This is a genomic window from Myxococcus sp. MISCRS1, from assembly GCF_026626605.1.
Taxonomy (GTDB): domain Bacteria; phylum Myxococcota; class Myxococcia; order Myxococcales; family Myxococcaceae; genus Myxococcus; species Myxococcus fulvus.
In genome coordinates, this window is the sequence record NZ_JAPNKB010000001.1 from 983,862 (window position 1) to 998,798 (window position 14,937).

General features: G+C 68.7%; 12 protein-coding genes. 6 read left to right on the forward strand and 6 right to left on the reverse strand.

The genetic code is table 11. The annotated features are described in order from the left end of the window. The first annotated feature begins 12 nt into the window (after window positions 1–12). The gene (locus OWM54_RS03635; RefSeq protein ID WP_267696639.1) at window positions 13–399 is read left to right on the forward strand and encodes a hypothetical protein; all 387 of its coding nucleotides are present in this window, start codon (window positions 13–15) and stop codon (window positions 397–399) included. Here OWM54_RS03635 and OWM54_RS03640 read toward each other — a convergent pair. Both OWM54_RS03640 and OWM54_RS03645 read right to left on the reverse strand, forming a co-directional pair. Next, window positions 389–4,024 carry a serine/threonine-protein kinase gene (locus OWM54_RS03640; protein ID WP_267696640.1) on the reverse strand — a complete coding sequence of 1,212 codons (3,636 nt, stop codon included), beginning with the start codon at window positions 4,022–4,024 and terminating at the stop codon, window positions 389–391. The two genes, OWM54_RS03635 and OWM54_RS03640, sit on opposite strands and share 11 nt — an antisense overlap. Before the next feature lie 507 nt (window positions 4,025–4,531). Further along, window positions 4,532–5,944, reverse strand: coding sequence for a serine hydrolase domain-containing protein (locus OWM54_RS03645; protein WP_267696641.1), 1,413 nt, complete (start codon window positions 5,942–5,944; stop codon window positions 4,532–4,534). 130 nt (window positions 5,945–6,074) lie between these two features. Here OWM54_RS03645 and OWM54_RS03650 point away from each other — a divergent pair, with 130 nt between their 5' ends. Beyond that, window positions 6,075–6,296 carry a hypothetical protein gene (locus tag OWM54_RS03650; protein WP_223785983.1) on the forward strand — a complete coding sequence of 74 codons (222 nt, stop codon included), beginning with the start codon at window positions 6,075–6,077 and terminating at the stop codon, window positions 6,294–6,296. Between the two features lie 8 nt (window positions 6,297–6,304). On the opposite strand, the gene OWM54_RS03655 is transcribed toward OWM54_RS03650, so the two are convergent. Continuing rightward, on the reverse strand, window positions 6,305–6,742 hold the full coding sequence (locus OWM54_RS03655) for a hypothetical protein (RefSeq protein WP_223785984.1): 438 nt from the start codon (window positions 6,740–6,742) through the stop codon (window positions 6,305–6,307). Window positions 6,743–7,200: 458 nt separating this feature from the next. Continuing rightward, window positions 7,201–7,530 carry a hypothetical protein gene (locus tag OWM54_RS03660; RefSeq protein ID WP_223785985.1) on the reverse strand — a complete coding sequence of 110 codons (330 nt, stop codon included), beginning with the start codon at window positions 7,528–7,530 and terminating at the stop codon, window positions 7,201–7,203. A gap of 596 nt (window positions 7,531–8,126) precedes the next feature. On the opposite strand from OWM54_RS03660, the gene OWM54_RS03665 reads away from it, so the two are divergent. Then, entirely contained in the window at window positions 8,127–10,505 is a 2,379-nt protein-coding gene (locus OWM54_RS03665) for an Ig-like domain-containing protein (RefSeq protein WP_267696642.1), read from the forward strand. Between the two features lie 358 nt (window positions 10,506–10,863). Here the strand turns inward: OWM54_RS03665 and OWM54_RS03670 are convergent, their stop codons facing one another. Next, a complete protein-coding gene (locus OWM54_RS03670; RefSeq protein WP_324289044.1) occupies window positions 10,864–11,481 on the reverse strand; it encodes a S41 family peptidase in 618 nt (205 codons plus the stop codon). Between the two features lie 632 nt (window positions 11,482–12,113). Between OWM54_RS03670 and OWM54_RS03675 the strand changes: the two genes are divergently transcribed. Then, entirely contained in the window at window positions 12,114–12,251 is a 138-nt protein-coding gene (locus OWM54_RS03675) for a hypothetical protein (protein WP_223785987.1), read from the forward strand. A gap of 381 nt (window positions 12,252–12,632) precedes the next feature. After that, window positions 12,633–13,025, forward strand: coding sequence for a hypothetical protein (locus OWM54_RS03680; RefSeq protein WP_267696644.1), 393 nt, complete (start codon window positions 12,633–12,635; stop codon window positions 13,023–13,025). On the opposite strand, the gene OWM54_RS43340 is transcribed toward OWM54_RS03680, so the two are convergent. Then, window positions 12,987–13,289 carry a transposase family protein gene (locus OWM54_RS43340; protein ID WP_420715312.1) on the reverse strand — a complete coding sequence of 101 codons (303 nt, stop codon included), beginning with the start codon at window positions 13,287–13,289 and terminating at the stop codon, window positions 12,987–12,989. The two genes, OWM54_RS03680 and OWM54_RS43340, sit on opposite strands and share 39 nt — an antisense overlap. 822 nt (window positions 13,290–14,111) lie before the next feature. Between OWM54_RS43340 and OWM54_RS03685 the strand changes: the two genes are divergently transcribed. Then, window positions 14,112–14,924: a hypothetical protein gene (locus tag OWM54_RS03685; protein WP_267696645.1), complete on the forward strand. Its 813-nt coding sequence runs from the start codon at window positions 14,112–14,114 to the stop codon at window positions 14,922–14,924. Window positions 14,925–14,937: the final 13 nt, after the last annotated feature.

Sequence of the window (14,937 nt, forward strand, 5' to 3'; positions counted from 1 at the left end):
ACGGAGGTGTGCATGGGGATTCCACCCAAACAGAGACAAGACCCGGCGCGCGGTGGACTCGACGTCATCAAGGCCACGCGGCAGTACTGGCTCCACAACGAGAAACCGGTCAAGGACGGTAGAATCAACGTCACGGCGGGCAGCACCCATGTGCTCCTGTTCATGACCGCACACGACCTCGGAGATGCTCGAATCCAGCTCCGGACGCAAGGCTTCGACTCGCGTCCGCCTGTCGACCTCTTCGTCCCGAAGAACGTCCCCATTCCAGACTTCCTGCCCGCGGGGCAATACACGATCACCTGCCAGTTCCTAGACGTCCTGGCTGGCGAAATCACCGGGACGTTGAACGTCGGCATGGGGACCGAGGAGCCCCGCGGAAACTCCCACGTCAACGCGTGAGCGTGGCGCCCCGCGGCTCCCGTCCGTTCGACCAACGGGGGGCAAGATTCGGGTTGCGGGAGAGCGCCAGGTTCAACGCCTCCCGCGCCTGAAGCCGCGCCCTTCGGGAGTCCTCACCCTCTCCTGGCGTGAGCTCCGCCCTCGCCAGGAGCAGGCCCGCGCGGTGGGCCTGTGCGTTGGGCCATCCGGGCCTCGCCTCCAGCGCCTCGTCCACGCGGAGGAGACCTCGCTCCAGCAGGGCCTTCGCGTCCGCGCCCCGCCCGGCGCTCCACGCCGCCCAATCCAGACAGAGCCGCACGAAGGCCAGCCGGAAGTCATGGCGCTCGGGAGCAAGCTTCAGGGCCTCATCGAACGCTCGCGCCGAGGCCTCGAAGTCCTCATCCTTCCCCTGCCCCTTCGATGCACGCCAGCGGGCGAGGACCGCGAGCCGCTCCCCCTGCCCGCTCCAGGCCTCCGCCAGCCGGGGGTTGTGCTTCAGGGCCTTCTGGAGCGCGTCCTCCGCGCGCCTCAACGCAGGGCCCGGGTCTCTACCTCGTACCAGGTCCTCCGCGGCCCCCTGCACCTCGCTGGTGCCCAGATTGGACCAGGGCTGGGCATGCTCCGGCGCCAGCACCACGGCCTGCTGGTAGGCCTCCAGCGCCGCGCGGAGGCTCACGCCCGGGTCCTTCCCCGCCTCGCGCAGGTGCAGGGTCCGCACGGCGTGCACCTCGCCCAGGTTGTTGAGCGCGGGGAGCCACTTGGGCGCCACCTCGAGCGCCTTCTCATAGCTCGCCTGGGCCTGGGCCAGCAGCGGCTCCGAGGCCTCGCCGCGCTCCCACGCATCCTCCGCCAGCCGTCGGAGCACCCGTCCCACGCCGTTGTGGAGGTGGGGCAGTCGCGGATTGATGCCCAATCCCTGGCGGTACAGCTCCAGCGCGGCGTTCAGCTCCGGCTCCGGGTCTCCGCCCGAGTTCCGTCGGCGCGCCGCCAGGAGGATATGGACCTCGCCTCCATAGAAGAACGCCACCACGTGTCTGGGATTGATGCGTCGGCCCTCGGCCAGGGCATCGCGCGCCCGGGACAGGTCCTCCTCCTGCTCCGCGCCGTGCGAACCCTCGGCCCGGGTGATGTATGCGATGGCCAGATTGATGTACGGCTCGGGCAGTCGAGGGTCGAGCGCGATGGCCTCGCGATAGGCCTCCATGGCCCTCCCACGGGCTGCCCGCGAGGACAGCCCCGCCTGCTCCTCGTACTCCGCCCATTCCTTGTGGAGCAGCCCTCGCTGGTTGTGGAACCCGTGGTCTCGCTGCCCGGGAGCGATTCCCTCCAGCATCGCCAGGGCCTCGCGGAAGCGCTCGCGCGGGTCGCCTCCGTGCTCCCGGCGGGACTGTCCCCACTGGAGCAGGACGTTGACCAGCTCGAGCCGCGCCTCGGGCCGCTGGGGTGCGAGCGCCAGCGCGGCCCGCAGGCGCTCGGAGGACTTCTGGAGCAGCGCCTCCAGGTCCACGCCATGGCGGCCCCGGTCCTCGGCCCAGCGACGATGGAAGCGCGCCTCCAGGACGAGCGACTCATAGTCCTCGGGTGAGGCGGCCAGCGCCCGCGCGACGGAGGCGAGCCCCCGCTCGTAGGCGGGCCCCACATCGCCCTTGTCGTAGAGCTCCATCAACAGCACCGCGTACTCGAGCCCAGCCAGGGCCCGATGCGACGCGGGCAGACTCTCGGCGATGGCGATGGCCCGGGAGTAGGCGCCGCGAGCGGCCTCGAAGTCGCGCAGCGCCTCCTCACGCGCACCGGAGGTGCCCTTGCGAGTCGCGCGAGCCACCAGGATGTCCCCGCGCAGCATCGGCGCCTCGTGGAGCCAGGGCTGCTGGGTGCCCAGCGTGTCCAGCAGACCGAGGGCCTCGTCCAGGCGCCCTTCGTAGAAGGCCAGCAGGGCCGTGCCGTACTCGGGAGCGAGCCCCTCCGCGCCCTGGCTCTGGCGCAGGTACGCGAGCGCCGGGTCTCGATAGTCGCGCTCCAGATCACTCAGGCGAGCCTGTCGTTGCTCGGGAGAGCGCAGGCGCTCGGCCTCGAGCAGGTGCTCCCGGTAGAGCTGCCCCATCACCAGGGCCAGGGACTGGGCCACGCGGGGCTCACGGAAGTCCGCGCTCCAGGCGGACTCCAGGGAGCGGCGGGCCTGGGCGAGGTCGCCCAGCGCGAGGGCGCCTCGTCCCAGCGCGTAGTGTCCGGGGCCCTGGGCGCTCGGCCCACCCGTGTCGATTTCGGCGGCGAGCACCTCCATCCGCTCGCGCAACCTGCGCTGGTCCTCGCGCGTATCGTGCAGCGGGGCGAGCGCGGAGTAGCGCGCCAGGGCCTCGATGCGCTCCACCTGCTCGGTGAAGCGGCGGGCCAGGCGCTCACGCACCGAGGCCTCATGGCGAGCCAATGCCACCTGCCCGAGGGCGCTCGCGACGACCAGGAGCATCGCGGCGGCCACTGCCACGCGGCGCCAGTGTTTGCGCAATCGCTTGCGGAGCTGGTAGCTGGCGCCCCGGTGCGCGCGCACGGGCTCGCCCGAGAGGTAGCGCTCCAAATCCTCCGCGAGCGCGCGCGCCGAGTCGTAGCGAGCGGAGCGGTCCTTCTCCAGACACTTGAGGGTGATGGCCTCCAGGTCCTCGGGGATGGCCTTGTCCAGCATCCGGGGTGGCCGAGGCTCCGCGGTGCGCAATTGCTCCAGCACCTCCAGGGCCGTGTGCCCCTCGAATGGAGCATGCCCGGTGAGGAGGAAGTAGAGGCTGGCGCCCAGACTGTAGACATCCGCGCGGCGGTCCAGCGAGGCGTGCTCGCCGCGGGCCTGCTCGGGGGCCATGTAGTGGGGCGTGCCCAGCAGCGTCCCATCCAGGGTGGTGCTCGCGGACCAGTCACGGGCGAGGCCGAAGTCCATGACATAGGGCTTCAGCGTGCCGTCATCGGCGCGCTCCACCATGATGTTGGAGGGCTTCAGGTCGCGATGGATGAGGCCCACGCGATGCGCCTCGTGCACGCCGAGCGCGGCATCCCGGAGCACCATCACCCGCTGCTCCAGGCGCAGCGACGGAGCGAGCGTGCCGAGGGGTTGCCCGTCGATGAACCGCATGGCGATGAAGACCTTGTTCTGGACCTCACCGACCTCATAGACCTCGCAGACGCGCTCGTGACTCACGCGGGCCTGGGCGCGGGCCTCCGCGATGAAGCGGCGCGTGAGCCACGACGACTCGTCGCGGACGAACTTGAGCGCCACCTGACGTCGCAGGCGCGGGTCCCACGCGAGGAACACGCGCCCCATGCCGCCCTGCCCCAGGAGCCGGACGGGCTGGTAGCGGTCCCACCCGGGCACGGGGAAGTCCTCGGGCGCTATCGCGCTCCGTGCCTCGACGGGAGGCGACACCGTGACCGTGTCGTCGGGAGAAGGGCCCGCCGCGGGGTTCGGAGCCGGGTGACTGGACAGGTCCTGACGCAGCGCCGCCAGCGTCTGCGCGGAGAGCCGCCCACGCTCCAGCAGGAGCTGGAGGGGGCTCTTCCCCATCCGGAGCGCCTCCTCGCGAATCGCAGTCACCTCGTCCCGGGTGAGCAGGCCTTCAGCCAGCGCCACCCCGAGCAACGGCTCATCACCATCCTGGACAGCCATGGGACCCCGCGGTCAGGAACAGGCAACAACCCTCCACGGGTGCCTAGCATGCCCTGAGCGGGACAGGTCTGGGAGGGGGCCCCGCACGTCCCCGCGCTACAGCGCAGGTCCGGGGAGCCCCAGGCCCGCATGGGCCGCCTTGGAGCGCCCCAGGTCGAGCCCAGGTGTCGAGCTCCGAGACATCCTCGAACATCCACTCGCCCGCAGACACAGGGAGCGTCCCTCTTCGAACACCCTCCTTGAAGCCGACTTCAGCTCGTTTGGGACGTGTTTCATGAATCACCCCACACAAGGAGCACCACCACGCTGCGTTCGACCTCCCACCACAGGTTGACTCTGGGACTGCTGGCCCTGTGCTTGTCGTGGCATCCCCCGTCGCTCACGCGGAAGACCTCCTGCCGGGCAACCCCATCACGGGGCCACTGCTCTTCAACCTGAGATGCGCCCAATGTCATAGCACCGCCCCGGGGACCAACCCGCTGGCCGCATGGGCCTCCAGGGCCTTCGCTACTTCTTCAGCTCGTTCATGCCGAACAGGGACACGCGGCCATCCGGGATGAGCGACACCTTGTACACGTAGGTGTCGGTGCCGAAGTCCACCAGGTACGTGTAGACGCGGTCATCGCCCACCACCTCTCGCTGGGCGAGCCGCAACTTCCCCGTGGGCCCCAGCTTCTTCAGGCGCTCCGTGAAATGCGGCAGCGCCTCCGAGGCGAGCCACGGCGGCGCGTAGGCGAAGCGGGCCTTGTCCACCGTCCCCGCCCTCACCTCCTCGAGGAACGCCGTCAGCTGGGCGGTGACCTGCGGCTCGGTGTCCTCGACGGCGGCGAGCTTCGGCGGACCGAGCGCCGGGTTGACGATGGCGGCGATGCCCTCGGTGAACCGCCCGGGGCTGGCCTGCGCCGTGTTCGCCAGCACGATGATGGACAGCGAGTTCCCCTCGTAGTGAGAGTAGTTGGCGCGGAAGCCCTGCCACGCGCCACCGTGCTGGTGCAGCGGCTTGCCATTGCGCTCCAGCAGCTGCCAGCCGAATCCATAGGGATGCGTGGCGCCGCTGTTGAGCCGCACGGGTGAGAGGATCTCGCGCCAGCTCTCCTCGCTCAAGAGCGCGCGCTTCCGCACGGCGGTGTCCCACGCCAGCAGGTCCTTCACGGAGAAGTAGAGCGCTCCGTCTCCCGTCGTGTTGAGTGACGGGGACACCCAGGTCTGGTGCTTGGGCGTGCCCTTCACCAACTGATAACCGGACGAGCGGTTGGGGATGATGTCGGCCTCGCTGATGCCGCGCGCCGTCTTCATGCCCGCGGGCTTGAAGACCTTCGCGTCCAGGACATCGACATACGTCGTGCCCGTGATGCGATTCACCAGCAGGCCCAGCAGGACATAGCCGGAGTTGCTGTAGCTGAAGCGCAGGCCCGCCGGGAACTCCAGGGGCAGCGTGTAGATGAACCGCGCGAACTCCTCGTCCGTGTAGTCCTTGCGCTCGTCGAGCTTCCCCTCCAGGTCCTGGATGCCGGACGTGTGCGTCAACAGGTGGCGCACGGTGATGGGCGCCCAGGACGCGGGGGCGTCCGGGAAGTGCTTCGTGATGGAGTCGGACAGCGACACCCTGCCCGCCTCCACCTGCGCCATCACCGCCATGGCGGTGAACATCTTCCCCACCGAGCCCGACTGGAAGAGCGTGTCCGTCCCCACGGGGACGCGGTGCTCCAGGTCGGCGGAGCCGTACCCCTTCGCGAGCACGACGCGCCCATTGTGCACCACGCCCACCGCGAGCCCCACCACGCCCTGGCGCTTCTGCTCCGCCTGGACGAACGCGTCGATGCGCCCGCGCAACGAGCCCTGCGCCAGCGCGGGCCCCGCCGCGAGGAGGACACCAAGGATGACGCCGAAGATCCGCCTCTGCCCCGAACGACCTTGCATGAAAGCTCCTGCGCGAGAACACCCCTGTGGCCCTACGCAATGACTGCAACAGGATTGCGCTTCTTGGCAGGTCTCCGCCTGCCCCCTGCCCCTGCAGGGAGGATAGCCCCGCTCCACGCAAGCCCTCCGAATGAATTCGCGCGCCCCCGCGCCCTGGGGGCCTCACGCTCATGTCAGCGAAACTGTCTACCGGAGGACCACGCCCGCGACGCCGCGGCCCAAGACGTTCGCCAATGCCGCCCCCGCCCTGCACAGCGGCATCGCGCGGCGCCGGGCCATCGACTTCCCCAGCCTGGACGCCATCGTGTGGATGAGCCCCTCGAACCAGGACGTGCTCGTCTACCGCCTGTGAGGCGACGCTCAGAACCGGCCGCCCAACCCCAACGTCATCCCGCCCTGGGTCACCGAGACCAGGGGTTGCAGGTGGACGTCCGAGGGGGCCGGCGGCGCGCTGTTGGCGGCATGGGACAGCTCATGGCCCACGAAGGACCCCAGGACCGAGCCCACCAGGGCGACCGAAGGGACGATGATGAAGTCGCCCTTCTCCACCAGGAGCAGAGACACCACGGCGCCTGTCCCCGCGCCGGCCCCGGCCCCCAGGAGCGTTCCGCTCCACGTCCCCTTTCCATCCAGGATGCGTGATCCCCACATGATGCCGATGGGCGCGCCCACGGCGGCGCCCACGAGGAAGCCCGCAGCTGCATTGTCGATGCACGCACCGATTCCCGAGCGGGATTGACACGACGCATTGCCCACGAAGAAGCCGGGGAGCCCCATCGATAAGGATGTCACGGACATGGCGCCAATCTCCACCGCGATGCGGGCACTCGTGCGAAGCGCCGCTGCGTCGGATGACGGGGCCGCCTCCCGAGGCGGAATGCTCGTGGCTCCATCCGGAAGGGGCGCTTCAGCGGCCCCGGGGCCCTCGCCGGACGCGAGCGCGAGGCGCGGGGAGAGGAACAGCAGTGAAAACAGCAAGGACGATGTCGACAAGAGTCGTGCCGTGATGACGAACATGCGCATGCGCCACTGCAAGCCAGGAGCCCTTCCGAGCCCCGAGGAGTTTCCAGCGGATGCGCGGCGCGCTCACGCGACGTGGTGCCTGGCATGTGCAGCCCGGTGCACACTCCCGGCCCGGGTGCGAAGCCCGTTGTGCGGCGACAGGCCGAGGCGGCCGATGAGGAGCGAGGAACCCTCGGCGCCTCATCTCGAAGGGGGCCACGCGTGGCGGCCCCACCAGCACCGAGGCTCCGCGGTTACGGCAGACAGTCCGCGCAGGAGCCGGACAACCGGGTGTTGGCGATGAAGGCGTCATAGTCCGCCTGGGTGGTGAGGACCGCGGAGCCGAAGTCCGCGTAGACGGCCCAGAGCGAGGGCGTGGCCGCCGCGCCCTCGAAGGTTCCGCGATAGTAGTCCACCCCATTGTTCGTCTGGATGAAGCTCCACCCGTGGTTGCGATTCCAGGGGCGGCAGCTGGCGTGGGTCACCATGTAGCTCTTCGTGGGATTGCCCCCGCGCCCCTTCCACAGGTAGCACGCATTCGCGGGCGCCTGGGAGGGAGGCGTCTGCGCTTCAGCGCCAGACATCAAGAGGCAGCTTCCCAGTGCGAGGAAGGACAAGGAGCGGCGAGGCATCATCGGTCATCTCCGGTAGAGCCCGGGTCGTCGGGCGGGAGTCCGCACTGCAAACCTCACACCCGGAGATGAAGAAGCACGGGCCCGGTGACCCCGTTCGCGGCCTGGGTCCACGCCGCGTGGTTTGACATGTCAAGGGAAGGATTTGACGTGTCAGGAGCGGGGTCGTGACGCCAGGCCGAGGATGCTGGATGTCTGCCCTAGCGCCCGAGAATTGACGGTATTCCTGGTATCACGACAGGCAATGCGCTATGAGTCGCCGGGTCGTCTCCGAGCCGCTCCTGGTCAGGGTCACTGAAGGCCCCGTCACGAGCATGTCTGAATCGAGCCCCTGAGAACGCGAAGCGCTGTCGACACCTGTCGTTGACATGTGTCCATGGCACTCGAGTGCCTGGCGGCTGGTGGCCGGAGGACGTTGGCCATTCATGTATTGCGCGACGAGACGTCGGTCGCAAGAAGAGCTGTCGTTCAATCCACGAGGGGGATGGTCCATTCCGGGCATCATCTTGCTCCTCGGGGGGAGTCCATCGATGCGAAGTGGTCCTGGGATGACGTGGTCATGGGGGCTCGGCGTGACGCTGGCCCTGTCGCTGGCGGCGTGCGGTGCGGAACCCGTGGTGGAGGAGCAGGTCCGTGCTCCGGAGCCCGGGATGTCGCAATCCGGGGAGGCGGCGTTGACGTGGGACCCGTATGCGGACGCGGTGGCGTCGGGCACCAACGCGGCGGTGCTCAACGCGAGCGCGGCGCTGGGCGCTCCGGACGGGAGGGCGGCGACCCTGCTGGGCCTGCTCAACGCGGCGCTGGTGCTGGACCTGGGCCAGGGTGAAGAAGGGACCGGGGACCTGCGCGTCTACTACCAGGGCCTGTCGCTGGCGCTGGTGGCCCAGGTGGACTTCCTGAAGGCGGATGGGACCTTCATCGGCTCCAGCCCGCTGCACCTGGTCGAGCTGGGCCTGGGGACCCATATCGCGGTGGCGAGGTACCCTGGGAACGTGCCCTATCGCTACGTGCGCCTGAAGGGGGCGCTCGCCGTGTATCTGGTGGACGCGGTGGAGACGTCGCTGCGGGTCATCTGTGGGGACGGCGTGCTGGACGGGTACGAAGTCTGTGACGACGGCAATCAGCGCTCCGGAGACGGCTGCAGCAGTGTCTGCGAGGTCGAGCCGGGCTACACCTGCACGGGACAGCCGAGCGTCTGCGACAACAACCGCGCCCCCACCGTCGAGCCCGTCCAGGCGACCACCCCCGAGGACACCGCGGTGGACATCACCCTCCCCGCGACGGATCCGGATGGCGACGCGCTGACCTACACGTTCACCCTGCCCGACCATGGCACGCTCACGGGCACGGGAGCCGTGGTGACGTACACCCCGAACGCGAACTTCAACGGGACGGATGCGTTCCAGGTCACGGTCTCGGACGGGAAGAAACAGGCGAGGGCCACCGTCACCGTCACGGTGACGCCGGTCAACGACGCGCCCGTGGCGACCTCCGCGGCGGTGACGGTGAACCACAACACGTCGACGCCCGTCACCGTGGTGGCCACGGACGTGGACGGGGATGTGCTGGGCTTCACGGTGACGACGCCGCCCGCCCACGGGACCTTGTCCGGGACGGGGGCCCAGCTGCTCTACACGCCGAACGCGGACTACCAGGGGACGGACGCGTTCACCTTCACGGCCAACGACGGCGTGCTGACGTCGAACACGGCCACCGTCAGCATCACCGTCCGGGGGCCGCCGGTCTGCGGTGACGGCTTCGTCGACTCGGGCGAGGTGTGCGACGACGGCAACCGGGCCGCGGGCGATGGCTGTCGAGCGGACTGTCAGGGCCTGGAGGTGTGCGGCGACGGCCTGGTCGACAGCGCGGCGGGAGAGCAGTGCGATGATGGCGGGACGACGCCGGGAGATGGCTGCGACGCCGAGTGCCAGCTGGACGCCTTCTCGAACATTCCTCCCACGCTCATCAGCGGGACGCTGAACTGCACCACGGCCAATTCGAACACGGGCCGCAAGGCCGCGGTGGACGCCCTGGGGCGCTTCTACGTCGTCATGCTCTGCGGTGGCTCGGTCCATGTCAGCGTGAGCGCGGACCGGGGCTTCACCTGGGTAGGGCCGACGCCGCTGGGCATCACCGACGCGGCGGAGGTCGCCATCGAGGGCGGCCCCACGGGGACCGCGTATGTGGCGGCCACGAGCGCGGGCTCGCTGCTGTTCACCCGGACCGTGGACGCGGGGACGAGCTGGGAGGCGCCGCGAAGCCTCGGCAACGCGGGCAACCCCACCGTCAGCCTGGATTCGACCGGCGACGCGGTCTACGTCGCCGTCTCACGAGGCGGCGCGGGGGTGCGCGTCCTGCGCAACTTCGCGCGCGGCACGGGCGACTTCAGCGTGACGGACGTGGACCAGAACAATGCCTTCTTCGACGTACTCGTGGACAAGATCAGCGGCGATGTCTTCTCGGTGAGCGATGACCCGACGTTCCGCATCCGTCGGAGCAGCGATCAGGGGACGAGCTTCGGTCCGCAGAGCTCGCCGCCGGGGCAGGCGTTCTTCTCGGACTGGACGGGCTCCAACGGGTTCATCTACGTCACGGGCTCCTTCGGGGACGACAACGTGGATGTCATCCCGGTGTCCGCGCCGGGGACGAGCATCCAGGTGACGGGCCTGCCCACGGATGTCTCTCCGGCTCCTGTCCGGTCGATTGACGCGGACGCACTCGGCAACGGCTACATCGTCACGCAGCGGGGGACGGGCAACATCCAGTTGGACCGGATGCTCGTGGGGGCGACGTTGATTCAGCCCACGGACGCCAGGACCATCGGGCCGGGCAACGTGCCCGCGGTCGCCGCGCTCCCGTCGAACGGCGGCGCCTTGGTGGCGTACACGAACGGCACCAGCGTCTACGCCTCGGTGGTGGTGTACTGAACGTCCGGTCGCGCGCCTCCTGCTCATTGTGGGAGGCGCGCGGTTGCCGTTCCTGTTGAAGGTTGTCTTCAGGCCGCAGCGCACGGTGAAGGCGCCCCCAGAGACTGTCGTCACGAATCGCACGTGCCGGGCAACACCGGGTCTCCATGCGGGCCCGTGCCGCCCCGGCGCAATGTGGCTTCGCGGCATGGTCCTCTTCCGAGATGCGTCCTGGGTCATCCAGTCCGAGTCCACGCAGGAGCTGCGCCCCACGGCTCCTCCGGTCAGTCACCGTGGCGATGAAGCACGGTATCGCGGCCCTCTCGTGACGCCGCGCCCCGGGCCCAACGTGTCCGTGCGCGTGAACGCGGAGCCCGGTTCACCGGAGGCGTTGGAGCACTTCCTCGAGCGCCTGGTCGGCGGGGACCAGGATGTCGGGGGTGATGCCAACGCCCTCCCAGTCCTTTCCCGTGTCGGGGTCCAGGGTCCGCCCGACGGGGAGGACCACGGCCAGCGAGTCCCCGAGCGGTTGTGGGCAGGCGAAGTGATTGGCCCCTGCCGTGGTCTCGCCCACCAGGGTCGCGCGCTCCGTGCGCTGGAGGGCCAGCGCCAGGTGCTCGGCCGCGGACGCGGTCCGGCTGGAGACGAGGTAGAAGACCCGCGCGCCGAAGAGGCGTGACTCCGTCGTGTGGGGGTGCACGCGGTGCTCCCGCCGATGGATTCCCTCGGGCCCATGGCCCTCGCGCATCAGGACGTCCCCGGGCGGCCCGCATTCGAGCTCGAGGTTGCGCCGTGGGGTGTCCAAGTACGCCAGGAGGGCCTCCTGCTCGAAGAGATAGGACAGCAGGACGTTCATCTCGCGAGGGCCTCCGCCGCGATGGGTCCGCGCATCGAGGATGAGCGCCTTGGCCGTCGCATGCTCTCTTATGAACCGGCCCACCGCGGCGACCGACCTCTCGTCGCCGGGGAAGGCATTGATATGGACGCACAACACCACGGTCAGCAGCTACTCAGGCAGGGGGCCACCGCTAACAGTCTTCTGCGTGCACTTGCCAGAACAGCCATTTCCAGAGCAACTGAAGGGCGTACATGAGCCATTCATATGCGCCTGACACCCATAGCCACTGCACGACGGTCCGCTGCACTCAAGGATGCACTCCACCTTTCCCGGCTCCGGCAGCGGATCATTGAGAGAGGAGTTCACCCACACGACATCCACAGTCGAGACCGTCTTGTCCTTCGACACCCGCACGGTCCTCGTCTCCCCTACCTGGTAGACGGACACATCAGGTCGCGCGAGATACTCCCGAAGTTTCGGGTCCGTCTCATCCGTCACGATTCCGGTACACGTCCCCGAGACTTCGTTCGGCTCCTCAGCTGTCACGAGCCCACTCGATAGCGCTACCGCCAGGAACAGCCACCTCATGCTTGACCGCATGTATTCTCCCTGAGAAAGCGCACACAAACTCGCGCTTAACTAGAATATAGCGCAAATGCATCGATACTGCTACCAAACAACATATGCCATCATGATGCAAATAACCCTCAGTGGTTTTGACTCTTGAGCAGCTACCACCCCGAGGCTCCTACCCTGCCACCTCCTGGAACTCCGCGCTGACGTCGTGGGCGTTGAGTTCCTTCACGCTGGTGGACCAGCTCTCGCAGACGACGCGGTGTACCCGCGCGCCGGCCCCGGTGAAGGTGAGCGCCGCGCCCGCCGCTGGGGCAGCGGCGAAGGTGACAAGCCCCGAGGCGGAGAGCGCGTAGCCCGTCCCAGCGACGAGCGTAACGGACCGGGGTAATGGATCGCAGGCGGGTCACCCAAGGTGTTCGTAGCGGGGGCGGCCAAGCGGACCGCAATCAGGAGCAGTCGGGGCGGCGGTCCGTTCCACCCTGAAGACCGTTGGAAGAAACGCAGTTGGCGGGGGCGAGAGCGCCTACCGGGCCAGTCATCCCGTGCATCTTCGCGAGTCCAAGAGCACCGCCCCGCGGTGCGGCCAGGGACGCGCGCGGATGAGCTACCGGAGAGTCGACATGGACAGGTTGCGAGAGTGGGTGCGGTTGCACCGCATGGGGGCGGGTGCGCGCGAAGTGGCCTGGTTGTTGGGAATGGGTCCGAATACGGAGAGGGAGTACCGAGCGGCCCTCGTGAGGGCCGGCGCACTGGAAGGCCCCGTGGACGAGGTGCCCGAGTTGGAAGTGCTCAAGGCCCTGGTGCAGGAGTACCTGCCGTCCAAGGTGTCACCGCAGCAGACGTCCTCGCTGGTGCCCTGGCAGGAGCGGGTAGAGGCGCTGCTGAGCCAAGGACTGGGGCCGCGAGCCATTCACGACAGGCTCCGGCTGGAGGTGGAGGACTTCACGGCGAGCGCCTCGCCGGTGAAGCGGATGGTGCGCCAGTTGCGCAAGGCGCGTGGCGTACGGGCCGAGGACGTGGCCATCCCCCAGGCGGACTCCACGTCCTACCCGGGCGTCAACGTCTCGGCCCTCCCCTTTGGCCGCTTTTCAGGGGACCTTCATTGGCCGGTTTTGGGTGACCACTGAGGCCCAGGCGATGGCCGCGAGCGAATACAGCTTCCTGCCCAGCACCTGCGAGGGAACGACTGTCTGCGACACGCCACACCTACGGCAGCGGTAGCGTCGCACGCGCAACTCCACGAGGACGGGCGACGCGCCAACCTCCAGTGGCCCACGTACCTGGCGGCTCCGGCTTCCATGCCCATGAAGCCCCAGCGGCTCTCCCACAGGGCGGCTCGCCGCGACGCACGCGGCGCAGCTCGCCGGACGTACCGCAGAGACGGATGGCATCTGCGCAACCCAGGACTTGACGCCGACGCGCGTCCGTACGACTCCTTGGGGGCCTCGCTTCTCTCTCACACGTTGAGCGGGGCGCTCGACCTGTGAGCGTGTTGCCGCACGCTCCAGGTCACCTTTCTCTCACGCGAGCTGGCGAACACCGCCGCGCCCCGTCCTCTCAGGGCCCCGTGGATTACCTCACGCAGCGTGGCGCGCCAGAATCCGGCTCTCTGCTGGACTCCGCACGGACTGCAACATCCCTTCCCGGCAACCAACGCGCTCGTCGCGACCGCGCTCTCCATCAACCACTTCGCTCAGCAACACCGAGGACGAGCTGCCTGAGTTGGTTGGCCCGTATCGAAGCGTGGCGGGGATGAGGATTGACCCCACGAGGGTGGGAAGCGCGAGGGTCTTCCGCACCTGGGGATGGTCAACCGGTCTCATCGTCTCCGAGGCCATCAAGACCGCCCTGGCATTCGCACGCGTCACGGGCGCCGCCTTCGAGGACGTTTAGGCACACCCGCTCGCAGTGATGCCCACGGGCGTTGAGCACAGCACTGCCTGCTCCTCGATGTCCTCCTTCGAAACACAGCGGCCCTCATCGCAATCACTGCCGGGAGTGGCAAGACTTGCCGCCGTCCTCTCGGCAACCCTTGCCGTTCCCCACGGCCGTCCTCTCTGAGTGGCCATTGGCATTCGGGTTGCTCTACCCGGGCTCACTCCGTGCCGCGGAGCCGCATGGTGCGGTGTCCCGGCTCGGAGCCCCCTCGGCCATGCTCGGCGGACGGTCGCTCCGCTCGCGCATGGCTGTCATTGAAAGGACCGGGTCTCTCCGTGCGCAACCTCCTCCTCGCCCTCCCGCTCGCCACCCTCACCGCCGCCTGTGGCGGTGAGCCCCTCGCACCCGAGACGCCCTCGGTCGCCGATGAGGCCACCGGCCAGGCCGCGCAACAGGTCACCCTCGACGGCACCTATACGTGGCGCGTCAATGAGATCTCCTTCACCTCCTCGGCCATCGGCTCGGCCACCAACCGCACCTGCTTCCTCAGCGCTCTCGGCGGCAGCCTCCAGGAGAACCCCTCCAACGACGGAGTCCGGAGCTTCGCCGGAGTCAACATCTTCGAGGACCGGTGGCTCATCGTCGTGAGGCAGAACGCGGACGCGGCCCTCTCCACCACCGTCAGGTGTGTCAATACCGCCGCCAACCGCACCGCCGAGGTCTCCTGGTCCAACGGCGAGGCCGCCAAGGTCCTGGGCGCCATGACGGCCGACCGCCGCTGCTTCCTCACCCGGGTTGAGGCCTCCGGCGCCTTCAACTCCACCTCCGAATACGTCCGCGTCTGGAACGACGGCCTCAACTGGTACCTCGGGGGTGACCTCGCCGACGCGGGTGGCGCCCGCGCCATCTGCGTCGACATCCCCGAGAGCGTCGGCAATGGGTGGCAGTTGATCTCCGGCTCCGGCGGCCAGAGCACGGACCTCGCCTACAACCCCGGCGGCGTCGCCTGCTTCCTCTCCGGCATCGGCGGCCGTTTCAACCAGGACAGCTACTCGGACGGCGTGAGCGTCGACTACAACTCCGGCACCCGCACCTGGGAGATGGCCCTCTCCCCCTTCAAGCGTGGCTGGGCCCACTGCGTCAAGTAATCCCTCTCACCCC

Excerpts from the sequence above, each read along its gene's own strand:
- OWM54_RS03655 (WP_223785984.1), bottom strand. The coding sequence starts at position 6,742 with ATGTCCGTGACATCCTTATCGATGGGGCTCCCCGGCTTCTTCGTGGGC.
- OWM54_RS03660 (WP_223785985.1), bottom strand. The coding sequence starts at position 7,530 with ATGTCTGGCGCTGAAGCGCAGACGCCTCCCTCCCAGGCGCCCGCGAAT.
- OWM54_RS03645 (WP_267696641.1), bottom strand. The coding sequence starts at position 5,944 with ATGCAAGGTCGTTCGGGGCAGAGGCGGATCTTCGGCGTCATCCTTGGT.
- OWM54_RS03650 (WP_223785983.1), top strand. The coding sequence starts at position 6,075 with ATGAATTCGCGCGCCCCCGCGCCCTGGGGGCCTCACGCTCATGTCAGC.
- OWM54_RS03635 (WP_267696639.1), top strand. The coding sequence starts at position 13 with ATGGGGATTCCACCCAAACAGAGACAAGACCCGGCGCGCGGTGGACTC.
- OWM54_RS03665 (WP_267696642.1), top strand. The coding sequence starts at position 8,127 with ATGACGTGGTCATGGGGGCTCGGCGTGACGCTGGCCCTGTCGCTGGCG.
- OWM54_RS03640 (WP_267696640.1), bottom strand. The coding sequence starts at position 4,024 with ATGGCTGTCCAGGATGGTGATGAGCCGTTGCTCGGGGTGGCGCTGGCT.
- OWM54_RS43340 (WP_420715312.1), bottom strand. The coding sequence starts at position 13,289 with ATGCCATCCGTCTCTGCGGTACGTCCGGCGAGCTGCGCCGCGTGCGTC.